This is a genomic window from Propioniciclava soli (assembly GCF_038502305.1).
GTDB classification, from domain to species: domain Bacteria; phylum Actinomycetota; class Actinomycetes; order Propionibacteriales; family Propionibacteriaceae; genus Propioniciclava; species Propioniciclava soli.
Genome location: NZ_CP115965.1, coordinates 2,855,587 through 2,879,871, shown reverse-complemented (window position 1 = coordinate 2,879,871; position 24,285 = coordinate 2,855,587). Strand labels below are relative to the sequence as shown.

The window sequence follows — 24,285 nt, the reverse complement described above, 5'->3', positions numbered from 1 at the left end:
TCATGATGCCACGCCCACCCGTGGGGCCGCCCAGAACCCGGTGGCAACCGCTCCGCCGGGCTACGCTGCCGACATGCTCCTGGACCCCACCGGTGACCTGGTCGACCTCCTGCGATCGCTGGTCGACATCGAGTCCGTCAGCGGCAACGAGGCGGCGCTCGCGGACGCCGTCGAGCAGGCCCTGCGCGCCTGTGCGCACCTGGAGGTGGAGCGCGACGGCGACGCCGTGGTCGCCCGCACGCAGCTTGGCCGGGCCACCCGCGTCGTGATCGCCGGTCACCTCGACACCGTGCCCGTCGCGGGCAACCTGCCCTCGCGGCAGGAGGGCGACCGGGTGTACGGCCGCGGCACGTGCGACATGAAGGGCGGCGTCGCCGTCGCGCTGGCGGCGGCGGTGCAGCTCAGCGCCCCGCGGCACGACGTCACCTGGATCTTCTACGACAACGAGGAGGTCGAGGCCGCCCGCAACGGCCTGGGCCGCCTGGCCCGCAACGCCCCCCACCTGATCGAGGGTGATTTCGCCCTGCTCATGGAGCCGACCGGAGCCCGCGTCGAGGGTGGTTGCCAAGGCACGCTGCGCTGCGACCTCACCTGCACCGGCACCGCCGCCCACTCCGCCCGCAGCTGGTTGGGGCACAACGCCATCCACGACGCCGCCGGCGTCCTCGCCACCCTGGCCGCCTACGAGCCCCGCCGCGTCGTCGTCGACGGCTTGGAGTACCGCGAAGGCCTCAACGCCGTCTCGATCGCCGGCGGCATCGCCGGCAACGTGATCCCCGACCGCTGCACCGTCACCGTGAACTTCCGGTTCGCGCCCGACCGGAGCATCGCCGAGGCCGAGGCCCACTGCCGCGAGGTCTTCGCCGGGTACGACCTGGTGGTCACGGACGCCGCCGCCGCGGCCCGACCGGGGCTCGACCTACCCGCGGCCCGGGACTTCGTGGCCGCGGTCGGCGGCGAGCCGCGCGCCAAGTACGGCTGGACGGACGTGGCGCGCTTCGCCGCCCTCGGCATCCCCGCCGTCAACTACGGCCCGGCCGACCCGGGCAAGGCGCACGCCGACGACGAGTTCTGCCCCGTCGCCGACCTCCACACCTGCCAGGACGCCCTGCTCCGCTGGCTTCGCTGAGCGGGCCGTTAGGCTGGCGTCCGTGACGAAGAAGCGGAAGGGGACGCGGCAGGGGCCGGTCCTCCGGCGTGCCGACCAAGTTCAGCAGACCACGACCGACCAGCGGCTCCTCCAGGGGCGTGGGGACACCGACTGGGTGCACGCCGACCCGTGGCGGGTCATGCGCATCCAGGCCGAGTTCGTCGAGGGGTTCGGCACGCTCGCCGAGCTGGGGCCGGCCGTCAGCGTGTTCGGCTCGGCGCGGACGCCGCGCAGCCACCCGCTGTACGCCGAGGGCGTCCGGCTGGGTCAGGCGCTCGCCGAGGCGGGTTTCGCGACCATCACCGGCGGCGGCCCCGGCCTGATGGAGGCCGCGAACAAGGGGGCCGCCGAGGCCGGCGGCGTCTCGGTGGGGCTCGGCATCGAGCTGCCGTTCGAGGACAAGCTGAACAAGTACGTGACCCTCGGCATCAACTTCCGCTATTTCTTCGTGCGCAAGGTGATGTTCCTGAAGTACGCGCAGGGTTTCGTGGTCATGCCGGGCGGTTACGGCACGCTCGACGAGCTGTTCGAGGCCCTCACCTTGGTGCAGACGCAGAAGGTGACCTCCTTCCCGCTCGTGCTGTTCGGCCGTGACCACTGGTCGGGCCTGCTCAGCTGGGTGGAGAACTCGCTGCGCGACGACGGGTACATCAGCGCCCCCGATCGCGACATGCTCCACCTCACCGACGACGTCGACGAGGCCGTCGCCATCATCGCCGCGCACCGGCGCGAGCAGGCCGCCCTGGCGCACCGGCTCACCGAGGAGCCGGACGGCGACGCCTGATGGAGTGGATTCTCTGGGTCTTGGCCGTCGTCGTGCTGGGGGCGGGGGCCGTGGTGGCGTCCGGTGGCCTCGGCGCGTTGCCCGGCCCCGAGCACGACGCCCCCGTGCTTGACCTGCCGGACGGCCCGCTGGGGGCCGAGGAGCTGCGGGCCGTGCAGTTTCGGGTCGACGTCCGGGGCTACTCGATGGCCCAGGTGGATGAGCTGCTGGCGCGGCTGGAGCGGCAGCTCTCGGCCACGACGGAGTCGTATTTCCGCCCCGTCGACGCCGGGGGCGCACCCGACGAGGTCACCCCCCAGGCGGACGGGTCTGCGATAATGGCGGCAGACGAGTTCTCGCAGCAATCAGGAGAGGGAGAACCATGGCAGCAATGAAGCCCCGCACGGGTGAGGGTCCGATCGAGGTCGCGAAGGAGTCCCGCGTGATCGCGATGCGCATCCCGGCCGACGGTGGCGGCAGGCTGGTGATCGAGATGAATGCGACCGAGGCGGCCGAGCTGCTCGAGGCGCTCAAGGCGGTCGTGGGCTGACGCCCTCCCTCCCTCGGCACCCCCACACCGACATCCCACACCGACACCCCAACCCGCATCACGACGAACGGCCCCCGGAGCGCGCTCCGGGGGCCGTTCTCGCGGGCGGTGCGCTCAGCCCCGGCGGGCTTTGCGGTGCTCGGCGGCAGCGCGGTAGACCTCGACGGTCTCCTGGGCGATCTTCTCCCATGAGAATTCGTCGATGCAGCGCTGGCGACCGGCCTTGCCCATCGCGTGGGCCCGGTCGAGGTCGCGAGCGAGCTCGTTGATGCGCGCGGCGAAGTCGGACTCGAAGCCCGCGACGAACTCCGCATCGCCCGCCCTGGCCGGGTCGTAGGGCACCAGCAGGCCGGTCTCGCCGTCGACCACGACCTCGGGGATGCCGCCGACCGCCGAGGCCACCACGGCGGTCTCGCACGCCATGGCCTCGAGGTTGACGATGCCGAGCGGCTCGTAGACCGACGGGCAGGCGAACAGGTCGGCAGCGGTCAGCACCTGGCGGACCTTCTCGCGCGGCAGCATCTCCTGCACCCAGAAGACCCGGCCCGGACGCCGCTGGTTCAGCTCCCCGAACGCCTCCTGGAACTCGGCGGCGATCTCCGGGGTGTCCGGGGCGCCCGCCAGCAGCAGCAGGGTGACGTTCTCGTCGAACTCCTGGGCTGCACGCACGAGGTGCACCAACCCCTTCTGGCGCGTGATGCGTCCGACGAACACGACGAGCGGCCCGTCGCGGGGGACGCCGAGCTCGGCCAGCACGGCGTCGTCGGGGTCGGGCTTGAACTCCTCGGGGTCGATCCCGTTCTTGACGACGTGGATCCGCTCGGTCTCCACGAAGGGGTAGGCGTCCTGGATGTTCTTGATCATGGCCGCCGAGACGGCGATGACGGCGTCCGCGTTCTCATAGGCGGTCTTCTCGACCCACGAGCTGACGCGGTACCCGCCGCCGAGCTGCTCGACCTTCCATGGCCGGTCGGGCTCGAGGGAGTGGGCGGTGACGACGAGCGGGATGTCCTGGAACTCGCTGGCCAGGATTCCGGCGAACTGGGCGTACCAGGTGTGGGCGTGGACGACATCGACCTCGGGAATCGCAGCGGCCATCGACACGTCGGCGGCCACGGTGCGCAGGGCCGCGTTGGCCCCTTCGGGGTAGGCCTCGGAGTGAGCCGTCGCGCCCTCGCGCGGCTCGCCCATGCACTGGACGTCGACGGAATCGGTGAACTTCGCCAGCTGGGGGACGAGCTGACCGACGTGGACGCCGGCGCCCCCGTAGATGTGCGGGGGGTACTCGCGGGTCAGGATGGATACGCGCATGCCTGATCGTCGCACACCCGGCGTGGCGCCGCGTCCGAAACTCGCGACCCTCCACAGGTGGAGACGTTCGTCGAATAGGGGTGCGCCGCGGGCGTCCAGCAACTAGTTTGGTGCCATGCCCAATCGACCGAACGTCCTGTCGATTGTCCTGGCCGGTGGCGAGGGCAAGCGTCTGATGCCCCTCACTGCTGACCGGGCCAAGCCGGGGGTGCCCTTCGGGGGCACCTACCGCCTCATCGACTTCGTCCTCTCCAACCTGGCGAACTCCTCACTGACGAAGATCGCCGTCCTCACCCAGTACAAGTCGCACTCGCTGGACCGACACATCGCGCAGACGTGGCGGATGTCGACTCTGCTCGGCAGCTTCGTCACCTCCGTGCCCGCGCAGCAGCGCACCGGCAAGCAGTGGTTCATGGGGTCTGCCGACGCGATCTTCCAGTCGATGAATCTCATCAACGACGAGGACCCCGACTACGTGGTCGTCTTCGGTGCCGACAACATCTACCGGATGGACGTCGCGAAGATGCTCGACGCCCACATCGATTCCGGGCTGGAGTGCACCGTGGCCGGCATCCGGGTGCCACGGCACGAGGCGTCCGCCTTCGGCATCATCGACGCCGAGGCGTCCAACAAGATAGCGCAGTTCCTCGAGAAGCCGGCCGACCCGCCGGGGCTGCCCGACAGCCCCGAAGAGTCGTACGCGTCGATGGGCAACTACATCTTCACGCGCAAGGCGTTCGTGGAGTGCCTGCAGGCCGACGCGGACGACGCCTCGAGCAAGCACGACATGGGCGGCAACATCGTGCCGTTCTTCGTGAACAAGGGCCAGGCGCAGGTCTACGACTTCACCCACAACAACGTGCCGGGCTCCACGGAGCGCGACCGCAACTACTGGCGCGACGTCGGCACCATCGACGCCTACCACGCGGCCCACATGGACCTGGTGAGCGTCGACCCCGACTTCAACCTCTACAACCGCGACTGGCCCATCTTCACCCAGCAGCCCCAGGCTCCCGGAGCGAAGTTCACGCTGCGCGGCACGGCGGAGGATTCGATCGTCTCCGCGGGCTCGATCATCTCCGGCGGCGACGTGGACCGGTCGGTGCTCTCGCCGAACGTGCACGTGGACAAGTGGGCCAAGGTGGAGGAGTCGATCATCTTCTCGGGGGCGCGCATCGGCCGCAACGCCGTCGTCCGCCGCGCGATCCTCGACAAGAACGTCATCGTGGAGGACGGCGCCGAGGTCGGCGTCAACCGCGAGCACGATCTCGCCCGGGGCTTCCACATCTCCGACAACGGCATCGTGACCGTGCCGAAGAACGGACGCGCCACGATCTGAGGCGGCTGAGGATTCGCCCGAAGCAGGCCGTCCCACCTTGGAGACGGCTTGCTTTAGGAGCGTGAAGGTGCGTGATCTTGAGGAGAGTCCGAGGACTTCAGCAAAGGGTCTGTGCCTAGCCGTGGCCGGTTTCATACTGGGGCTGCGCACGCCCAGTCAGTGACACGCCAACACCTCCACGCTCGTAGCGCCCGGCACGGGCATACGGGGGTCGGCATCGATGCGAGGACCCTCCGCACTTGGGACAGTGGCCCTGATGTCGGCAAGGCAGGCGGGTGGATGGTCCGCCTGGTGGTTGATCCAAGGTTTGGCCGCTCACTGCCAGATCTGGAGGAGCGGATTCCATCGCCCCATTGCGGGGGCGCCTAACACCGGATCTGCGAAGTGCGCGACCGCGGAGAGAACATCGGCAAACATTGCGGGTAGGTCTCCGTCCCGGTGGGACCGTGTGCGCCACGCCCGGTACTTCTGCTGCGCTCGTTCGCTCATCGGCGCGAGCGCCGGCAACAGTGGTGCAAGTGCGACCATGCGATACTCGGACACCATTTCGATCGATGCGCGGAGTTCGGGTGCGTCGACTGGATGCAGTCGCGCAAGGGTGTAGACATCAGCAAAGTCTCGCCAGCGGGTGTTGGCCACGCCGCGATCGAGAGCAGTGACGATCTTCTCGGCCAGCACCATCGTCAGCGGGTACCCCAACAACGTCACGGGTGGTAGGTCAAGAGGCACAACGCGCTGAAGATCGATGAGGCGCGGCGCCGGCCAGATCGGGTCTCCGAAGTTCACGTCGATCCCGATCGTCAGCCGCGCGGTTCCGAGAGTCGCCGCCAGCCTCACTCGAACCCCGGCATACTCGTCCTCGTCACGGATCGTCGTCGCGTCGAGGCTCTTGGGATCGAAGACAAGCCCGTCGGCGGTGTCCAGCGCAGCGATGGCGCGGACCCTCTGGGCGACCTCCTCTGGGTCACCGGTCAGTCTGGTTGCTTGTAGATCAATGTCTTTCGTGGGGCGGCGCGCGGCGAACGCGGCGAGCAGCATGCCGCCCTTCAAGACGAAGTCCTCGCGGTGCGGGGAGCGCGCGATCCGCGCCAGCAGGCCTTCAAGTGCGTACAGCGTCAGCAACTCTTGCACGTCCGCACGCGTTTGCCGAGCGAGAGTACGAATGGCGATGGTGGCGTCGCCGTCTGGCGTGCCGTGACGCGGCTGCGGGCTCACAGCAGAACCTCCAAGGCATGCTGGATCGCTGGGCGTGCCTGCGGAAAGTCCTCGGCCATCGTCAGCAGGACATGGGGGCTGTTGCCGCGCCCGCGCAGCCACTGCTTGAGCGCACCGAGGGCGAGGTCGCTACCCCAGGTGTGTCGTAGCCGGAACAAGTCGATCAGCGTGCGCTCGGCGCGGTACAGACCGATGGATTGACCGCCTGGAAGCTCGTGCTCTCCGCGACCAATGCTGAACGTGCTGGCATCGAAGCGGTGCCAGGCGACGGGTGCGTGACGCACGGTGACAGGCTGTGTGCCGCGCGGGATGGCAAGGTCGCTACGGGTGGGAATTTCATCGGTCAGCTGGTGCAGTGAAAGTGCCGTGAGAAGGCACAACGTCGCATCGGGCTTCCTCGCAGCGATCGCAATCCACGCCGAGGTCGTGTCGTCTGCGAGTCCCGACCGAAGGAACAGGCCAGGGGAAATGCGCTCGAATTCGTCGGCCTCGACAAGTCGATCAAGGCGGTACCGAGTGAGGCCCAGGCCCGCCAGGTCGTCGTAGCTGAGCAGATCAGGCAGCGCCATGGGTCCATCACCAACCTTTCGTCCAGCGAAATCCGCTACAGGTCAAGCGTATCTATGATGGTTTCTGTTGGGCGAGGCGTGGCTCGTCCAAGATAGAGTCGATCGATCAGCTGCTTCGAACGCCGCGGGCCAAGCTGCTTTCGACTGGTTCAGGCTCAGCTCTCCCGCTTCGACTGCGGCTCAGGTGCGCAGGGCCACCAGAAGCCCGTCACCCACGGGCAGCAGCACGGGAGTGAACTCCTCCATGGTCTGCGTGGCGGCCAAGGCCTCGCGGATGATCACGGTCTCATCGTCCTCGTTGCCGGAGTCGGCGACGGTGCCGCCGGCGAGTGCGTGGTTGACGACCAGCAGGCCACCGCTGCGCAACAGGCGGGCCGCTTGCTCGACGTACTCGACGTATTCCAGCGGGTCGCCGTCGACGAAGACGAAGTCGTAGGCGCCGTCGCTCAACTTGGGCAGCACGGCCAGGCCTGCCCCGGCGATGAGGCGCGCCCGGCGGTTGGGGACGCCCGCGCTCGCGATCGCCTTGCGGGCGGCGGCCTGGTGCTCGGGCTCGAGGTCGATGCTGGTGAGGATGCCGTCCGGCTCCATGCCGGCCAGCAGCGCCAGCCCCGACACCCCGGCGCCGGTGCCGATCTCGACGGCGGCGCGGGCACCGACCATGCGGGCCAGCAGTGCCAGGAGGGCGGCGGTGCCGGGGGTGGCGGCGGCGATGCCGAGCGAGCGGGCGGCGTCCCGCGCCGCAGCGGTGTGCTCGGGCTCGGCGCCGAAGGCGTCCGCGTAGACGAGGGAGGCGACCTGGCCGGTCGCGGAGGTGGTGTTGGCGGCAGCGTTCACGGTCACAGCCTAGGACACGTTGCCCCTAGACTGGCGGCATGGCCCAACCCTTCGGACGGCTCGTGACCGCAATGGTCACGCCCTTCGCGCCCGACGGATCGCTCGATCTGGACGAGGCGCGGCGGCTGGCGGCGTACCTGGTGGACGAGCAGCACAACGACGGCCTGGTGATCAACGGGACGACGGGGGAGTCCCCGACGACCGGCGACGCCGAGAAGCTGGCGCTGCTGAAGGCCGTCAAGGCAGAGGTGGGGGACCGCGCCACGATCATCGCCGGCGTCGGCACGAACGAGACCGCGGCCACCGTCGCGCGCTGCCGGGACGCCGCCGAGGCCGAGGCGGACGGCGTCCTCGTCGTCACCCCCTACTACAGCAAGCCGCCGGTGGACGCCGTGCTGGAGCACTTCATGATCGTCGCCGACGCCACCGAGCTGCCGGTGATGCTCTACGACATTCCGGGCCGGACCGGAATCCCGATCACCGAGAACACGCTGGTCGACCTGGCGCGCCACCCGCGCATCGTCGCGGTGAAGGACGCGAAGGGTGACCTCGTCAGCTCCGCGCGCGTCATGGCGGCGACCGACCTCGCCTACTACGCGGGCGACGACGCGCTGACGCTGCCCCTGCTCAGCATCGGGGCCACGGGCGTGGTGGGCACCTCGACCCATTTCACCGGCGCACTCACCAAGGAGTGGATGGATCTGCTGGCCGACGGGGCCGGCGAGGAGGCCCTCGAGCTGTACCGGCGCCTGCTGCCCGTCTACACCGGGGTGTTTGCGACCCAGGGCTGCATGCTCGTCAAGGCCGCGCTCGGGGCGCGGGGGTTCCAGCAGGCGGTGCTGCGGCGTCCGCTGAAGCCGGCGACCCCCCAGCAGGCGAGGACGTTCATCCAGCTGCTCGAGTCCGCCGGGCTCTGAGCGCGGGGGCCACGGCGCATGTTTGATTTCAACATCGGCGAGATCGCGCTGCTCGTCATGCTGGCGATCATCGTGTTTGGCCCCGAGAAACTGCCGGACCTCGCGCGCAAGGCGGCCCGGATCATCGCCTACCTGCGGGCGGTCGGCAACGACGCCCGGGGGCAGATCCGCAAGGAACTCGGGCCGGAGTGGGACCACATCGACATCACCGACCTGAACCCGCGCACCTTCGTGCAGCGGCACCTGTTGTCGGGGGATGAGATCGAGGATCTGCGGGCCATCCGCGAGGACGCCCTGGAGGCCGGCACGCTCCTCAAGGACACCGCGAACGAGGCCACCGGGTCGTCCCGGAAATCGGGCCGCTCGGCCAGTGCGGCCAAGGCGGGCACGGCCTCGGCGGGGGCGTCCACCGGTGGGGGCGCGACGGCGGCCGTGCTCGACGACCCGGACGACCACGGCGGCGGCGACCCGGCCATCGCGTCCCCCCGCGCGGTCGCCTTCGATCCCGAGGCGACCTGAGCGATACCCTTCGGGGCGTGAGTGGATCCCCGACGTCGATCTTCGTGTCGCGCATCAAGGGCCTGCCCGTGCTGGACGCCAGTGGCGACCAGGTGGGCAAGGTCCGAGACATCGTCGTCCAGAACCGGACGAACGCCCGCCCGCCGCGGGTGAAGGGCATGGTCGTCGAGCTGCTGCGCCTGCGCCGGGTGTTCCTGCCCATCGAGCGGGTGCACACCGTGGACGCGCAGCAGATCATCATCTCGGGCGTGGTGAACACCGTCGCGTTCCAGCGGCGCGACGCCGAGGCGCTGGTGTTCACCGACCTGTTCGACAAGTCGGTCACCCGCCCCGGCGCGCCGGCGGCGTCCATCTTCGATGTCGCGATCGAGCGGACGCGGACGCGCGCGTGGGAGGTCACGGAGGTGGCGCTGCGGGAGAACACGAGCCGGTCGCCGTTCTCGCGCGGCCACGTCGTGGTCGTGGACTGGAACGAGGTGCCCGACTTCTTCGTCGAGACCGCCCGGGGGACAGACCAGGTGCTGGCCGAGCTGGCCGAGATGAAGCCGGCCGACGTGGCGCGCGAGCTGCACGAGATGAGCCCCGCGCGGCGGGCCGAGGTCGTGGAGGCCCTGGACGACGAGATGCTCGCGGGCGCGCTGGAGGAGTTGCCGGAGGCCGAGCAGGTGGAGGTGATCCGGACGCTCGACACCGAGCGGGCCGCCGACATCCTGGAGGAGATGGATCCGGACGACGCCGCCGATCTCATCGCCGAGCTGGCACCCGACCTGGCCGAGACCATCTTGGAGCGCATGGAGCCCGAGGAGGCCGAGGACGTCCGTGCCCTGCTGAACTACTCACCCGCGACCGCCGGTGGTCTGATGACGCCCGAGCCGGTGGTGGTCGGCCCCGACGCCACCGTGGCGGACTGCCTGGCGCTGCTCCGCAACGAGGAGATCACGCCGGCCCTGGCGGCCCTCGCGTTCATCTGCCGCCCGCCGCTCGACACGCCGACGGGGCGCTACGTGGGCGCCGTCCACATCCAGAAGCTGTTGCGGGAACCGCCGTCGCTGCTGGCCGCGTCCCTGGTCGACTCGGGCATCGCGCCCCTGCGCCCGGACGCCGACGTCGCCCTGGTCAGCCGCTACTTCGCGACCTACGACCTCGTGTGCGCGCCGGTTGTGGACGAGGACAATCGGCTCCTCGGCGCGGTCACGGTCGACGACGTGCTCGACCACATCCTCCCGGACGACTGGCGGGGGATCCAGCTCGCGGAAGGAGTGACCGGTGGCCCCCTCGTCTGAGCGACCCAGCCTCCCCGATCGACCGACGACGCCCGAACGGCTCAACACCCCCGGACGCCGCACCACGTGGCTGCCCCGGGTGCGGCTGCCCGAGGACGCCTTCGGCGCCTTCGCCGAGAGCTTCGCCCGGTTCATGGGCACCGCAAACTTCCTCTTCTGGATGACGGTGTTCATCATCGCGTGGATCGTCATCAACAACATCGCGCCCGGCGTCTTCGGGGATCCCTTTCCCTACATCTTCCTGACGCTCATGCTGTCGCTGCAGGCGTCCTACGCGGCACCGCTGATCCTGCTGGCCCAGAACCGGCAGGAGGGACGCGACCGGGTCACCATCGAGCACGACCGGCAGGTTGCCGCCCAGGGCCGGGCCGACATGGACTTCCTCGCCCGCGAAATCGCCGCGCTCCGCATGCGGATCAACGAGATGCCGACGCGGGACTTCCTGCGCTCCGAGCTGCGCGACCTGCTCGAGGAGCTCGAGCGGGGCGACGGCGACACCGAGGAGCGGGCCGAGCGGCGCCGCTGACCACGGGCCGCGCGGTCGGGCGTCCGGTGTGGGCTCGGTAGAGTGGAGCGCATGTCTGCCGCCAGCCTGACCGATGCCGTCTGGGAGGTTCTCTCCCACGTCAACGACCCCGAGATCCACAAGCCGATCACCGAGCTCGACATGGTCGAGAAGGTCGAGGTGGACGAGGCCGGTCTCGCGTCGGTGAAGGTGTTGCTGACGATCTCGGGCTGCCCCATGAAGGGCACCATCGAGCACGATGTGCACGCGGCGCTGCAGGGCGTCGAGGGTCTCACCGGGCTGGACCTCGAGTTCGGCGTGATGTCGGACGAGCAGCGCGCCGAGCTGAAGACCAAGCTGCGCGGCGGCGTCCGGGAACGCATCATCCCGTTCGCGGCGGACGACAACCTGACCCAGGTGATCCTCGTCGCGTCCGGCAAGGGGGGCGTGGGCAAGTCGTCCGTGACGGTCAACCTCGCCAAGGCGCTGGAGGCGCGCGGGAAGTCGGTCGGCGTGCTGGACGCCGACATCTACGGCCACTCGATCCCGCCCATGCTGGGCATCGCGGACGCCGAGGTGACCGGCATCGACGACATGATCCTGCCCGTGCCGGTGGAGGGCCTGAAGGTCATCAGCATCGGCATGCTGAAGCAGAGCCGTGACCAGGTGATCGCCTGGCGCGGGCCGATTCTCGACCGGGCGCTGCAGCAGTTCCTCGCCGACGTGTACTGGGGCGACCTCGACTACCTGCTGGTGGACCTCCCGCCAGGCACCGGCGACGTGGCGATGTCGCTCGGGGCCAAGCTGCCGAACGCGGAGGTGCTGGTGGTCACCACGCCGCAGCAGGCCGCCGCCGAGGTGGCCGAGCGGGCCGGCACGATGGCGTCGATGGTCGACCAGAAGGTGATCGGCGTCGTGGAGAACATGGCCTACCTGGCCGCCGAGTGCCCCCACTGTGGGGAGTCCCACCGCGTTGACCTGTTCGGCTCCGGCGGCGGCGAGCGCGTCGCCGAGGCGCTCAGCCTGCGCCTGGGTTACCCGATCAAGCTGCTCGCCCAGGTGCCGATCGACGCCGCGGTGAGCGCGTCCGGCGACGCCGGGGTGCCGCTGGTGGCCACGGACGCCGACCGCCCCGCCGCCCGTGCCCTCGACGACCTCGCCGAGCACCTGGCGTCCCGGCGCCGCGGCTTGGCCGGCCGCAAGCTGAGCCTGCACGTGAGCTGACGCGGCGTCCTCGACGGCCCCGCCGGGGGCGTCAGTCGATCGTGAACGTGACGGGCGTGGGCAGCTCGACCGTCCGGGAGACGGTGCAGTCGCGCTCCGCGGACGCCCGGACCGCCGGCGCGATCCGCGCCCGGGCCTGGTCGCCGGCGTCGCCCTCGGGGAAGCGGAGGCGGAAGACCACCTCGACGTCCTCGAGGTGGTTGCCGCCCTCGCGCACCTTGCGGCCCGACGCGGTCACCGCGAAGGACTCCGGCTCGGCGCGCCGCGAGGTCATCACATCGACATCCACCGCCGAGCACCCCGCGACGGCGGCCAGCAGCAGCTCGACCGGGGAGAACCCGTCCTCCCCGCCGATCGGCAGGCGGACGCCGCGGGCGTTGGTCGCCTCGTAGGACGACGGGCCGCGGCGGCTCAGGTGGACGGTGGTCGGTGGCTTCGGCTCCATGACCCCATGATGCCGTGACGCCCCCGGTCTCCCCGGCCCCGCCACGTGGCGCACTCTCAGCCCACGTGGCGCACCCTCAGCCCACGTGGCGCAGTGGAGCTCACCTGGCGGCCCCTGCAAGGCCCTCCACGTGAGCTCCACTGCGCCACGTGACACCAGGGTGCGCCAAGTGACGCCGGGGTGCGCCAGGTGACGTCGGGGTGCGCCAGGTGGAGCCGGGGTTGAGCGTTGGGACGCGACGCGCGCGAACCCTCTAGGGTGCTCCCTGTGTTGGACGCGACCCGCAGCAGGATCGCCGGCCACTGGGCGATGCGGCTCGGGGCGCCGGTGCCGGGGTTGACCCCGATCACGCTCACCGTGAGCGGGCGTCACGACGACGCGGCGCTGGTGGTGGTGCTAGGCGGGCAGGCATGGGTCGACATCCCGCTCGCCCACGTGGACGCCGTCGCCGCCCACGTGCGCGGCCACCGCCCCGCCGAGCTCGGTGACGCCGCCTTCTGGACGCCGCTGGCGTCCGCCCCCATGCGGGGGCCCGCTGATCACTTCTGGGCCGACCACACCACCACGCTCACGGCGGACGCGGCGCCGGTCAGCCCCGACCGACTGGCCGGCCTGCGCGAGGGCGTCCGCCCGGAGGAGTGGGCTGAGGCCGGGTTCGACCGCCCCGCCGCTCTCGGCTTCGGCGTCGAGGCCGACGGGCAGCTCCTCGCCGCCGCCACGCTCGCACCCCTGTGGGGCTGGCGGGCCGATGTGGGCGTCCTCGTGCTGCCCGGGCACCGCGGCCACGGTCTGGGCGCGCGGGTGGCGTCCGCCGCGTTGGCCGACGGGGTGGACCAATCGGGGTTCGCGGTGATGCGCGTCGCGCGTAGCAGCGCCGCGGCCACGGCGCTCGCGGTGTCGCTCGGGCTGGAGCGGTACGGGTCGAACCTGCTGGTGCCCCTGGCCTGAGCGGCCCGCGGGGCCCGCGTCGCGGGTGGGGCGGTCGGGCGGTCGGGGTCAGGCGAGCCAGGGTCAGGCGCGGTCGGAGGCGAGCTCGATCCAGTGCTGCACCACGGCGGTGTCGGCATCGCCCAGACCCGCGTCGGTGAGCCCGCCGAAGGCGTCCCGCAACGGTTCGGTGAGCGTGGTGGTCGTGCCGGTGTCGGCGGCGACCTCGGCGAAGGCACGGAGATCCTTCACCATGAACTTCGCCGCCCCGGAGGGGGAGTGGTCGTGCTCGGCGAACCGGCGGGCCTTGACCTCCATGACCCGGCTGCCGGCGTACCCCCCGCCCAGCAGGTCGAACAGGGCGGCCACGTCGAGCCCCGCCCGCTCGGCGACCACCGCCGCCTCGGCGTTGGCGACGACGGTCGCGGCCACGATGAGCTGGTTGCAGGCCTTGGCGACCTGGCCGGCGCCGAGCGGTCCCAGGTGGACGGCGCGACCGGTCGCGCCCAGCACCTCGACGGCCCGGGCGGCGTCGGCGTCCGCGCCACCCACCATCACCGACAGCGTCCCCACCTCCGCGCCCTCGGCTCCGCCGCTCACCGGGGCATCGACCACGGTGACGCGCCCTCGCGACGCGGCCCGGACCTCTTCGCCGAACGTTCTCACCTCCGCTGCACCGCACGTGGAGCTCACGACGAGCAGCAGCGGTGGGCCCGCGGCGTCCGCGGGGGCGTCACCCCCCGGGGCCGGGGAGAGGGCACCGGCCAGCACGCCGTCGGCGCCGAACGTCACCGCCCGGATGTCGGCGATCGTGGGCGGCACGAACACGATCACCGAGCAGCGCCGGGCGAGCTCGGCCGGGGTATCCGCCCAGCCGGCTCCGGCCGTCTCCAGGTCGGCGACCCTCGAGCGCGTTCGGGTGTGCAGCACGACGGGGCGTCCGGACGCCATCACGTGGCGGGCCATGGGGCGCCCCATCACGCCGAGTCCGATGAATCCTGTGGCGGCCATGGTGCTCTCCTTCGTCGGGCGGGCGCGGGGGTGGCTCGACCCTAGCGCGAACGGCACCGGCCGACGGGTTGCCGCGACCACACCGTTCAACCTATTGACCAGCGTTCACAAACGTGTCTACCATCGCAGAGGACGGGCGCACGGACGCGTCCGCCGGACACAGGAGTTCACATGAGCGAGACCACCGCCCGGCCGGGAGGCATGTCCGACCGGGAATACGCCGACAACCTGCGCCGCGCGACGCTCGCGTCCTCGATCGGATCGGCGCTGGAGTACTACGACTTCGCCCTCTACGGCCTGGCGGCCGCCCTCATCTTCGGCCAGCTCTTCTTTCCGGCGTTGGGCACCAACGCCGGCCTGATCGCGTCCTACGCCACCTTGGCCGTCGGCTTCCTCGCCCGGCCGCTGGGTGGACTGTTCTTCGGCGTGCTCGGCGACAAGATCGGGCGCAAGTGGGTGCTCATGGTGACGATCGCGCTGATGGGCGGGGCGTCCACCCTGATCGGCGCGCTGCCGACCGCGGCGCAGCTCGGCGACGCCGGCTGGGTGGCACCCGTGCTGCTGATCGTGCTGCGCCTCGCCCAGGGCCTCGGCGCCGGCGCCGAGCAGGCGGGCGCGACCGTGTTGATGGCCGAGTACTCGCCGCGCAAGCGCCGGGGCTTCTTCTCCGCGCTGCCGTTCGTGGGCATCATGCTGGGCACCCTGCTGGCGTCCGTGGTGTTCTGGCTCATCACCCTCGCGCCGGAGGAGTTGCTCCTCGGCTGGCTGTGGCGCGTGCCGTTCCTCGTCTCGTTCCTGCTCATCATCGTCGCGGTCTACATCCGCTCCCGCCTGCGCGAGACGCCGGCCTACATCGAGCTCGAGAAGAGCGAGCAGGTGGCCGACCACCCGATGCGCGAGCTGTTCCGCTCGTCGGGCCGCAACGTGGCCCTCGGCATCGGCCTGCGCATGGCCGAGAACGGTGGCTCCTACATCTACAGCAACCTCGCGATCTCGTTCATGGTGCTCATGGGCGTCGAGCGCTCCTATGGCCCGATCGCCGTGGCCGCGGCGTCCATCCTGGGGTTGTTCACGATTCCGTTCACGGGAGCCCTCTCCGATCGCTTCGGGAGGCGCCCGGTCTACCGGGCCGGCGCGCTGTTCCTGCTGGTGTGGTCGTTGCCGAGCTGGTACCTGATGAGTCTCGGCAACCCGATCCTCGGCATCGTCTGCGTGGCGCTGGCGATCGGCTTCGGCGTCAACGGCATGCTCGGCCCGCAGTGCGCCCACCTGCCCGAGCTGTTCGGCGCCCGCCACCGCTACATCGGCGTGGCCGTCTCCCGCGAGTTCTCCGCGATCCTCGCCGGCGGGCTCGGCCCGTTCGTCGGCGCCTGGCTGCTGAGCATCACCAACAACGCCTGGTGGCCCGTCGGGCTCTACGTCGCCGTGCTGAGCGCGATCACGTTCGCCTGCACCTTCCTCACCCCCGAGACCGTGCACCGCGACGTCACCAAGATCGAGGACGCCCACCACGGCGAGGACCGCTTCGCCGGCCTGGAGCTGCAGCGATGACCGCCGCGGGTGGGTCGACGCACGGTGCGGAGGCGGGCTCATGAGGATCGCCCGCATCGCCACCGTGGCGGGGCCGCGGTCCGTCGCGGCGCGCGGTGGGGAGTGGGTCGCGCTCGCGGATCCCTTCGCCCCGGACGCCGCCCCGGCCCCCGGTGCCCCGAGCTGGCCGGTTGACCAGACGCCCCTGCTCGCTCCCGTCGAGCCGCGGGTGGTGCTCGGCATGCTGCACAACTCGGGCCCGGACGACCGCGCCCTGCCCCCGCAGGCCTTCCTCAAGTCGGCCCGCACCGTCGTCGGCGCCCAGGATCCCGTCATGCTCGACCCGCGTCGCGGCGCGGTGGTGGGGGAGTGCGAGCTGGCGCTCGTGGTGGGGCGCGTCTGCCGCAACGTCTCGGTGGCGGACGCCCCCGCCCACGTCCTGGGCTGGACCATCGGCAACGACGTCACCGCGGTGGACCAGGCGGCGGCCGATGACACCCGTACCCAGGCCAAGAACGGCGACGGCTTCACGCCGCTCGGGCCCTGGATCGAGACCGACCTGAATGCCCTCGACGTGGCCCTGACCGCGCTCGTCGACGGCGTCGACGTGGCGGCGTCCTCGTCGGCCGCGCTCGCCTGGAACCCGTTCGAGGCGCTCAGCCACCTGAGTCACCACCTGACGTTGGGCCCGGGTGACATCCTTCTCACGGGGGCGCCGGGCACGGCGTTCCCGATCGCTCCCGGTGTCGTCGCCTCCTGCGCGGTGGCCGGCATCGGCGTCCTGACCAACCCCGTTCGTGCACTGGAGGTGCCCGCATGACATCCGACCGTCTCAAGGTGTTCGTCGCCACGCCGCTGGAGCCCGAGCTCTGCGGTCTACTCACCGATCTCGAACCCCGCATCGACCTCGTCGTGGAGCAGGACCTGCTGGCCCCCATGCGCTGGCCGGGCGACCACGAGGGCGACCCGTCCTTCGAGCGGACGCCTGAGCAGCAGGCCCGGTTCGAGGAGCTGTGCGACGCCGCGGACGCGCTCTACGGCATCCCCGACACCAAGCCGGCAGCGCTGGCCCGCACGGTGCGGGCCAACCCCGGGTTGCGCTGGGTGCACACCATGGCCGCCGGTGGTGGGGCGCAGGTGAAGGCGGCCGGCCTCAGCCCCCAGGAGATGGCGGCCGTGGAGTTCACCACCTCGGCGGGTGCGCACGGTGACACCCTGGCCGAGTTCGCGCTGTTCGGGGTGTTCGCCGGCGCCAAGGACCTGCCGCGGCTCCAGCGGCAGCAGCGCAACCGGGAGTGGTCGACGCGCTGGGCCATGAAGCAGGTCTCGGAGATGACGGTGCTCGTCGTCGGCATGGGCAACATCGGGCGGACGACGGCCGCGCGCTTCGCCGCCCTGGGCGCCCGCGTCATCGGGGTCAACCGGTCCCTGCGCGAGGTCGACGGTGTCGAGCAGGTGTACCCGACCGCCGAGCTCGCCCGCGTCGTCAGCAGCGCCGATGCCATCATCAACACCCTGCCGCAGGCGTCCGACACCGACGGGTTGATCTCGGCCGAGGTGTTCGCCAACGTCAAGCCCGGGGTGATCTTCGCCAGCACCGGTCGCGGCGCGTGCGTGGACGAGGATGCCCTCGTCGCCGCGCTCGTCGACGGCCGGGTGGGGTTCGCCGCCCTCGACGTCTTCGCGGTCGAGCCGTTGCCGTCCGACAGCCCGCTGTGGGGCATGGACAACGTGATCGTGTCCCCGCACACCGGCGCCCTCAACGACGGTGAGGACGAGCTGATCGCGCGCATGTTCGCCGAGAACGCCGGCCGGCTGCTCGACGGCGAGCCGCTGGTGAACGCCATCGACCGCGTCCACTTCTACTGAGACCCATGGCCCCCGCGCGGAGTGGACGCGACGACGTCCCCGCCGGCGCCGCGCCCGCCGTGGTGCGCGCGACGGCGGTGCTCGACGCGCTCGCGGCCAGCCCGCGGGGGTTTCTCGCCCTCAGCGAGCTGGCCCGGGAGGTCGGCGTCGCGAAGAGCTCGACCCTGCAGATCTGCACCGCCCTGGAGGCGGGGGGTCTCATCCGGCGTGATGAGGCCGGCTACTGGCTCGGACGCCGCACCGTCGAGCTGGGCGGGGCGTACCTCTCGCGGCTCGACCAGGTGACCGAGTTCTACGACGCCTGCGCGCGCTCGTCGTTGATGGCCGGCGAGACGCTCCGGCTGTCGGTGCTCGCCGGCATCGACACGTTGTGTCTGGCCCGGTACGAGGGGCACCCGCCCGTCCGCTACACGTCGGGGATCGGTGACCGCACGCCCGCGTCGGCCACCGCCCAGGGCAAGGCGCTGCTGGCGAAGCTGGACGACGCCGAGGTGCGCCGGCTCTACCACGGCATCCCTGACCTGCCGCAGCTGACCGCCCGCAGCCGGGCGACCCTGCCCGAGCTGCTGGCCGATCTCGCGGACGCCCGCGCCCGCGGCTTCGCGGTGGACGAGGAGGAATCCGCCCCCCACGTCGTCGGCCTGGCGGTCGCCGTGCCGACGCGGGGGCTGCACGCCCCGGTGCTGGCGCTCAGCGTCACGTTGCTGGACGCCGAGGCGTCCGCCGAGCGGCGCGACGCGATGGTGACCGAGCTGGGCCACCTCTCGCGCCGGCTCGGCAACCCGATGCAGCCCTCGACGGTCACCGGGTCGTAGCGGCACGCGCCGCTCCACGCGGGGCGCCGTAGGGTGGAGCCATGCCCACCGCGACCTCTCCCGCCCGCGTCCGACGCACCGTCCTCGCCGTGCCCGGCAGCTCCGACCGCTTCATCGCCAAGGCGCGTGGCCTCGGCGTCGACGCGCTCTTCCTCGATCTGGAGGACGCCGTCGCACCGGCCGTCAAGGCCGCGTCGCGCCAGCGGATCGTTGACGCCCTGAATGATCCGGCCGGCTTCGCCGCACCCACCGTGACGGTGCGCGTCAACGACTGGTCGACCCCGTGGACCTACGCCGATGTCATCGAGGTCGTCTCCGGCGCGGGCGCGCGCCTCGACTGCCTGGTGCTGCCGAAGTGCACCGACGCAGCCCAGGTGAAGGCCCTCGACCTGCTGCTGACCCAGGTCGAACAGGCAGCCGGGTTGCCGGTCGGTCGCATCGGCGTGGAGGTGCAGATCGAGGACGCCCTCGGCCTGCTGCACGTCGCCGAGATCGCCGCCGCCTCGCCGCGCCTGGAGACGCTCGTGTTCGGCCCGGGCGACTTCATGGCGTCCCTCGGCATGGGCGGGCTCAACGTGGGGGCCCAGCCGGCGGGCTACCCCGCGGACGCCTTCCACCACGTGCTCATGAGCATTCTGGTCGCCGCGCGGGCGCACGGGCTGCAGGCGATCGACGGGCCGTTCGTGGCGATCCGCGACGTCGACGGGTTCCGCACCGCGGCGGAGCGGGCGGCGGCGCTGGGCTATGACGGCAAGTGGGTGCTGCACCCCGCGCAGGTGGAGGCAGGCAACGCGATCTTCAGCCCTGCGGCTGCCGATGTCGAACGGGCCGAGCGCATCATGGCCGCCTACGCGGAGTCCACCTCGGTGGGGGGCGGCGCCCGGGGAGCTATCGTGGTGGACGACGAGATGGTCGACGAGGCCGGCGTCAAGCTCGCCGCAGCCATCCTGGCGCGGGGCACGGCCGCTCACGCGGCGGAGGAGGACCACGCATGACCCAGCAGAACCCGCTCGCCAACGCCTCGGTGTTCAAGCTCGAGTACCCCCAGTCCGTGGGGGTGTTCGACACCTATGCGGACGCCCAACAGGCGGTCGATCGGCTGGCCGACCAGGACTTCCCCGTGAAGAACCTCGCCATCGTCGGCACCGACCTCAAGCTGATGGAGCGGGTCACCGGGCGGCGGACGTGGGGCACCGTGCTGGGCCAGGGCGTCATGAGCGGCCTCTCGACGGGTTTCATCGTCGCGATCTTCATGATCCTGCTGTTCCCCGGGAACTTCCTCACCACGTTGTTCACCGCGCTGGTCATCGGTGTGGTCATCGGGCTCCTGTTCGCCGTCCTCGGCTACCTGCTGAGCCGGGGGCAGCGCGACTTCACCTCGATCACCCAGACCGTGGCGACCAAGTACGAGGTGCTGTGCGAGCACAAGGTCGCCGCCCAGGCCCGTGAGCTGTTGACGCGGGGCCCCGGCGCGCAGCAGGCGTTCACCCCGCAGGGCGGCCAGGGGCAGCCCTGGGGTGGCCAGCCGCAACAGGGTTACGGTCAGCCTCCCCAGGGGTACGGCCAGCAGGGCTACCCCCAGCAGCAGCCCGCGCCCGGCGGGCAGGGCTACCCCCAGGGGTACGGCTACCCGGGTCAGGGCGGCTACCCCCAGGGCTACGGCCAGCCGCAGCAGGGCCAGAACCAGCTGGGGCAGGACCAGCGGGGGCAGGCGCCGGCCGGTCAGGCTGAGCCGTGGCGGACCTCCGGTGCGACGGCGGCCGACCCGACCGCGGGGGAGGGCCGCGACCAGAACGGCACCGAGAATGGGTCCGAGCAGAACCGCTCGCAGTAAGGCTGCTCGAAGCTGAACCCATCGCAGGAGCGCCTCACTCCTGTCGCGGGCCCCTGCTCCGTCGGAGCAGGGGCCCGCGTCATGGGGACGTCGCCGACCCCCATCAGCGGGGCCGACCCTCGCCCCCTCAGCCGATGGGGTCCCAGCCGTCCGAACCCGCGAGGTAGGCCTGCGGGGTGGCGTCGTTCGCCGCCGCGTCGGTGAGCTGCGGACGCGTCGCCGGATCGACGACCGTGGCTCCCGCACCGGTGTTGTCGTACTCGAAGAACCGCCCGTCGGTCCACAGGTTCGGAGCCATGTCGGCCCACGGCTGCGTGGCGCGGATCGCCGCAGGCAGCGTCGTGTTGCGGATGGTCACCTGGCCCCGGGAGTTGTAGACGACCCCGTTGCGGGTGTAGCCGTCGGACCATCCCCGCCACGGCCGTCCCAGCGAGAAGGTGCCCGCCGGGGCGTCGCTGGTCACGGTGCTGTTGACGATCAGGAACCCGTAGGGGTTCTTGTCCGACGTGCTGGCGGCCGTGATGTAGCCGTTGTTGCTCGACGAGCCGCGGCTGAGGGCGCGGATCGTGGTTCGGTCGAACACGGCCGTGCCGCGTCCGAAGATGAAGTCCACGTCACCCTCGATCCAGGAGTTCACGAAGTAGGCCCGGGAGATCACGGACGGGTCGGGCGTGTCGGCCAGCAGGGTGTCCTGGTTGCCGAGCAGCCGGACGTTGGAGTAGACCGCGCGGTCGCCCGTCGTCTTCAGCGCCACCGCCTGCTTGCTGGTCAGGCTGGAGGCCGCCTCGTCGAAGGCGTTCTCGATGGTGAGGTCCTTCACCGTCACGTTGGCGCCGGTGACGAGCACGCTCTGGCTGTTGCCGGTGCCATAGGGCTGGCCGGTGGCCGGGTTGGTCGTCCCAGCGGCGTTGTCGTAGGTCAGCACGACGTCGGCGGCCACCCCGGTGGCCCCGACGAGCTGCACGTACGGCCGCTTGACCGAGACGAGTTCCCGGTAGACGCCGGGGCGGATGACGATCACGACGGGGTGGTCGGCGGTGCCCGCCGGCGTCTGGTCGATGGCCGCCTGCACCGTCGTGAAGTCGCCCGACCCGTCGGCCGACACGAGGGCGTCGTGGGGCGGCAGCGGGACGCCGACCGGCGCGGCTGCCACCTCGGCCGAGGCCGGGGACTGGTTGCCCTGCCGGTCGACGGCGGTCACGACGTAGTGGTAGGTGACGCCGTTGGTGACGCCCCGGTCCTTGAGCGTCGGCGCGGTGAGGTCCGCCGCGACGAGGTTCTCGGCGGTGGTGGCGACAGGGCTGGTCGTGGAGCGGTAGACGGTGTAGCCGGCCAGGTCGGCGTCCGTGTTGGCCGTCCAGGCGAGGTCGACGACCGAGTCGCCGGCCGTTGCCGTGAGCCCCGCGGGCGCGGCCGGGGGTGTCGTGTCGGCGGGCGGCAGCTCGCCGGTCGGGTTCCAGCCGTCGGTGCCGGCGAGATAGGTGAACTTCGTGTAGGACGCCGCCTCCACCGTGCTGAGCTGGGGCCGGTCGGCGTTCACCCCGGCCCCGGGGCCGGTGTTCGCGTACTCGAAGAACCGGGCGTTGCGCCACGAGAAGGACGTGGTCATGTCCGTCCAGGGCGAGCTCTTGATGGCCGCCGGCAGTTCGGTGTTGCGGACGACGACCTGGGCGATCGCCGTGACGTCGCCGCTCGGCTGCCACGGGCGTCCGAGGCTGAACGTCTGGTCCGGGGCGTCGGAGAGGATGGTCGAGTCGGTGATCAGGAAGCCGTACGGCAGCGCATTGCTGGTGGACGCGGCGGTCACGTAACCGTTGTTGGTGGTGCTCCCCCGCGAGGAGGCCATCAGCGTCGACCGGTCGAAGACGGCCGTGCCGCGGCCGAAGATGAAGTCGACGTCACCCTCGATGTAGGAGTTCGTGTAGTAGGAGCGGGCCAGCGCACCGGGGGCCGGGGAGTCGGCGTAGAGGGTGTCCTGGTCGCCCAGGAGCCGGACGTTGGCGAACACCAGCCGGTCGCCTTGGGTCTTGAGCGCCACGGCCTGCTCGCTGCCGGTGCCCGTCTCGACGTACGCGTTCTCGATCGTCAGGTTCTTGACGGTCACGTCGTTGCCCCTGATCAGCACGGTGGCGCTGCCCGAGGTGCCGTAGGTGCCCGTCCCGTCGGGCTTGGGCGTCCCGGCCGCCACGTCGCCGGAGATGACGACATCGGCCGCGTTGGCGGTGGCGCCCAGCAGTGTCACGTTGGCGCGGGCCACGGTGAAGCTCTCGGTGTAGGTGCCGGGGCGGATGCCGATGACGTAGGCGCTGCCGTCCGCGGGGGCGGCGGCGAGGGCGTCCGTCACCGTGGTGAAGTCACCGCTGCCGTCCTGGGCGACCACGACGGTCGCCCCCTCGATGGGTGCCGTCACGGTGATCGTGGCGCTCGCCGCTGCGGAGACGTTGCCGGACGCGTCCAGCGCCACCACGCGGTAGGTGAGGGCGCCGGTGGGCGCGGAACCGTCGGTGAGGGTGGACGCGGGCACCTGGTCGGCGAGGAGGGTCTCGACCCCGTCGGGGCCTGTGCGCCAGACGCGGTACCCGGCCACGTCCGGCTCGGTGTTGTCGGCCCAGTCGAGCACGACGCCGGTGGCCGCCTGGGTCGCGGTCAGGCCGGTCGGGGCGGCCGGGGCGACGGCGTCCTTGCGGATGGCGGACGCGCTGACGGGTTCGGACTCGTTGCCCGCCTTGTCGATGACGGTCACCCGGTAGTGCCAGACGAGGCCGACAGCGGCCTCGTAGTCGGAGAAGTCGGAGCTGGTGCGGGGCGTGGCGGTCAGCCGGGTGAAGGGGCCGTCCGGGGTGGAGGCGCGGTACACGTGGTAGCCGGCGCGATCCTTCTCTGAGCTGGAGGTCCAGTCGAGCTTGATCCGCGACGAAGAGGTGGTGACCACCATGCCGGTGACGGGGGCGGGGGCGATCGTGTCGGGCGCGGACACCTTGGTCCACGAGGAGACGTTTCCGCTCGTGTCGACCGCCGCGACGCGGTAGAAGGAAGTCGCTGCGCCGGTGGCATCGGTGAAGGTCGACTCCTGGATCGGCGACGGGGTCACCGACCGGTAGGTGCCGCCCGCCGTCGTGGCGCGCTGCACGAGGTAGCCGGCCAGGTCGGCCTCCCTGCTGTCGGCCCAGTCCAGGACGGCCGTCGTGCCGGTGAGGACGACGGTGGCGCCGGTGGGGGCCGCGGGTGCCGTGGCGTCCTTGCGCACGGCCGAGACGGCCGACGGAGCGGACTCGTTGCCGGACTTGTCGATCGCGGTGACGCGATAGTACGAGACGACCCCCGTCGGCGCACTGGTGTCGGAGAAGTCCGAGCTCGTGCGCGGTGAGCTGGTCAGCCTCGTGAAGGAGCCGTCGGCACTCTCCGCGCGGTACACCTGGTAGCCGCGCAGGTCCTTCTCCTTGTTCGACGACCAGTCGAGCTTGACCCTGCTCTTGTCCCCGGTCGCGGTCAGCTTGGCCACCGGCGCCGGCGGCGTCGTGTCCTCGGCCGCGATCGCCGCGCCGGTACCCGGCCCGGCGCCCACGATCGCTGTGACGGTCAGCGCGGCGACGAGCCGACCCAGCAGCCGGTCCGGCCGCTGGGCGCGCTTGATTCCCCCCATGTTCAGTTTCCCCCCTGGGCGGCCGTGGC

At 71.2% G+C, this 24,285-nt stretch carries 23 protein-coding genes and 1 pseudogene; 17 read left to right on the top strand and 7 right to left on the bottom strand.

Translation table 11 applies throughout. The features are described 5' to 3' along the window. Positions 1-73 precede the first annotated feature (73 nt). From dapE to PCC79_RS12975, 4 genes are read left to right on the top strand one after another with little or no spacing between them, the layout of a single operon-like run. On the top strand, positions 74-1,129 hold the full coding sequence (dapE, locus tag PCC79_RS12990; RefSeq protein WP_232548469.1) for a succinyl-diaminopimelate desuccinylase: 1,056 nt from the start codon (positions 74-76) through the stop codon (positions 1,127-1,129). A gap of 22 nt (positions 1,130-1,151) precedes the next feature. Beyond that, positions 1,152-1,934 carry a TIGR00730 family Rossman fold protein gene (locus PCC79_RS12985; protein WP_232548470.1) on the top strand — a complete coding sequence of 261 codons (783 nt, stop codon included), beginning with the start codon at positions 1,152-1,154 and terminating at the stop codon, positions 1,932-1,934. Further along, entirely contained in the window at positions 1,934-2,308 is a 375-nt protein-coding gene (locus PCC79_RS12980) for a DivIVA domain-containing protein (protein ID WP_342372071.1), read from the top strand. The genes PCC79_RS12985 and PCC79_RS12980 overlap by 1 nt, the downstream gene beginning before the upstream one ends. Further along, a complete protein-coding gene (locus PCC79_RS12975) occupies positions 2,296-2,463 on the top strand; it encodes a DUF3117 domain-containing protein (RefSeq protein ID WP_232548472.1) in 168 nt (55 codons plus the stop codon). Before PCC79_RS12980 ends, PCC79_RS12975 begins: the two co-directional genes overlap by 13 nt. Positions 2,464-2,577: 114 nt before the next feature. On the opposite strand, the gene glgA is transcribed toward PCC79_RS12975, so the two are convergent. Then, a complete protein-coding gene (gene glgA, locus PCC79_RS12970) occupies positions 2,578-3,774 on the bottom strand; it encodes a glycogen synthase (protein WP_342372070.1) in 1,197 nt (398 codons plus the stop codon). Positions 3,775-3,889: 115 nt separating this feature from the next. Here glgA and glgC point away from each other — a divergent pair, with 115 nt between their 5' ends. Beyond that, the gene (gene glgC, locus PCC79_RS12965) at positions 3,890-5,113 is read left to right on the top strand and encodes a glucose-1-phosphate adenylyltransferase (protein ID WP_232548474.1); all 1,224 of its coding nucleotides are present in this window, start codon (positions 3,890-3,892) and stop codon (positions 5,111-5,113) included. A gap of 315 nt (positions 5,114-5,428) precedes the next feature. Here glgC and PCC79_RS12960 read toward each other — a convergent pair whose 3' ends face one another. From PCC79_RS12960 to PCC79_RS12950, 3 genes are all read right to left on the bottom strand, one after another. Then, entirely contained in the window at positions 5,429-6,328 is a 900-nt protein-coding gene (locus PCC79_RS12960; protein ID WP_342372069.1) for a nucleotidyl transferase AbiEii/AbiGii toxin family protein, read from the bottom strand. After that, positions 6,325-6,897, bottom strand: a complete 573-nt coding sequence (locus PCC79_RS12955; RefSeq protein WP_232548476.1) for a type IV toxin-antitoxin system AbiEi family antitoxin domain-containing protein — start codon at positions 6,895-6,897, stop codon at positions 6,325-6,327. The genes PCC79_RS12960 and PCC79_RS12955 overlap by 4 nt, the downstream gene beginning before the upstream one ends. Positions 6,898-7,077: 180 nt before the next feature. After that, a complete protein-coding gene (locus PCC79_RS12950) occupies positions 7,078-7,734 on the bottom strand; it encodes an O-methyltransferase (RefSeq protein ID WP_232548477.1) in 657 nt (218 codons plus the stop codon). Positions 7,735-7,772: 38 nt separating this feature from the next. Here PCC79_RS12950 and dapA point away from each other — a divergent pair, with 38 nt between their 5' ends. Genes dapA through PCC79_RS12925 form a run of 5 tightly spaced genes read left to right on the top strand, consistent with a single transcriptional unit; the run spans position 7,773 to position 12,182 of the window. After that, entirely contained in the window at positions 7,773-8,651 is an 879-nt protein-coding gene (gene dapA, locus PCC79_RS12945) for a 4-hydroxy-tetrahydrodipicolinate synthase (RefSeq protein WP_232548478.1), read from the top strand. 18 nt (positions 8,652-8,669) lie between these two features. Further along, positions 8,670-9,170 (top strand): sec-independent translocase, encoded by a 501-nt coding sequence (locus PCC79_RS12940; RefSeq protein ID WP_232548479.1) that lies wholly within the window; start codon positions 8,670-8,672, stop codon positions 9,168-9,170. A gap of 17 nt (positions 9,171-9,187) precedes the next feature. Continuing rightward, positions 9,188-10,453, top strand: a complete 1,266-nt coding sequence (locus PCC79_RS12935) for a magnesium transporter MgtE N-terminal domain-containing protein (RefSeq protein ID WP_332836166.1) — start codon at positions 9,188-9,190, stop codon at positions 10,451-10,453. Then, on the top strand, positions 10,437-10,979 hold the full coding sequence (locus PCC79_RS12930; protein ID WP_232548480.1) for a DUF1003 domain-containing protein: 543 nt from the start codon (positions 10,437-10,439) through the stop codon (positions 10,977-10,979). The genes PCC79_RS12935 and PCC79_RS12930 overlap by 17 nt, the downstream gene beginning before the upstream one ends. Before the next feature lie 51 nt (positions 10,980-11,030). Next, a complete protein-coding gene (locus tag PCC79_RS12925; RefSeq protein ID WP_232548481.1) occupies positions 11,031-12,182 on the top strand; it encodes an Mrp/NBP35 family ATP-binding protein in 1,152 nt (383 codons plus the stop codon). 31 nt (positions 12,183-12,213) lie between these two features. On the opposite strand, the gene PCC79_RS12920 is transcribed toward PCC79_RS12925, so the two are convergent. Continuing rightward, a complete protein-coding gene (locus PCC79_RS12920) occupies positions 12,214-12,627 on the bottom strand; it encodes an OsmC family protein (RefSeq protein ID WP_232548482.1) in 414 nt (137 codons plus the stop codon). A 267-nt stretch (positions 12,628-12,894) separates the two neighbouring features. Between PCC79_RS12920 and PCC79_RS12915 the strand changes: the two genes are divergently transcribed. Next, positions 12,895-13,575 carry a GNAT family N-acetyltransferase gene (locus PCC79_RS12915; protein WP_342372068.1) on the top strand — a complete coding sequence of 227 codons (681 nt, stop codon included), beginning with the start codon at positions 12,895-12,897 and terminating at the stop codon, positions 13,573-13,575. A gap of 63 nt (positions 13,576-13,638) precedes the next feature. Here the strand turns inward: PCC79_RS12915 and PCC79_RS12910 are convergent, their stop codons facing one another. After that, on the bottom strand, positions 13,639-14,565 hold the full coding sequence (locus tag PCC79_RS12910) for an NAD(P)-dependent oxidoreductase (protein ID WP_342372067.1): 927 nt from the start codon (positions 14,563-14,565) through the stop codon (positions 13,639-13,641). 171 nt (positions 14,566-14,736) lie between these two features. Here PCC79_RS12910 and PCC79_RS12905 point away from each other — a divergent pair, with 171 nt between their 5' ends. From PCC79_RS12905 to PCC79_RS12880, 6 genes and pseudogenes are all read left to right on the top strand, one after another. Continuing rightward, positions 14,737-16,116 carry an MFS transporter gene (locus tag PCC79_RS12905; protein ID WP_342372066.1) on the top strand — a complete coding sequence of 460 codons (1,380 nt, stop codon included), beginning with the start codon at positions 14,737-14,739 and terminating at the stop codon, positions 16,114-16,116. Between the two features lie 40 nt (positions 16,117-16,156). Then, positions 16,157-16,915 (top strand): fumarylacetoacetate hydrolase family protein, encoded by a 759-nt coding sequence (locus PCC79_RS12900; RefSeq protein WP_342372065.1) that lies wholly within the window; start codon positions 16,157-16,159, stop codon positions 16,913-16,915. Next, the gene (locus PCC79_RS12895; RefSeq protein ID WP_342372064.1) at positions 16,912-17,964 is read left to right on the top strand and encodes a D-2-hydroxyacid dehydrogenase; all 1,053 of its coding nucleotides are present in this window, start codon (positions 16,912-16,914) and stop codon (positions 17,962-17,964) included. The genes PCC79_RS12900 and PCC79_RS12895 overlap by 4 nt, the downstream gene beginning before the upstream one ends. A gap of 5 nt (positions 17,965-17,969) precedes the next feature. Beyond that, positions 17,970-18,779 (top strand): IclR family transcriptional regulator, encoded by an 810-nt coding sequence (locus tag PCC79_RS12890; RefSeq protein WP_342372063.1) that lies wholly within the window; start codon positions 17,970-17,972, stop codon positions 18,777-18,779. 41 nt (positions 18,780-18,820) lie between these two features. Further along, positions 18,821-19,774, top strand: coding sequence for a CoA ester lyase (locus PCC79_RS12885; protein ID WP_342372062.1), 954 nt, complete (start codon positions 18,821-18,823; stop codon positions 19,772-19,774). Beyond that, positions 19,771-20,247 (top strand): annotated as a pseudogene (locus PCC79_RS12880) (general stress protein); the annotation flags it as partial. The gene PCC79_RS12885 and the pseudogene PCC79_RS12880, both read left to right, overlap by 4 nt. A gap of 493 nt (positions 20,248-20,740) precedes the next feature. Here PCC79_RS12880 and PCC79_RS12875 read toward each other — a convergent pair. Continuing rightward, entirely contained in the window at positions 20,741-24,256 is a 3,516-nt protein-coding gene (locus PCC79_RS12875) for a pectinesterase family protein (protein WP_342372061.1), read from the bottom strand. Between the last annotated feature and the right edge of the window lie 29 nt (positions 24,257-24,285).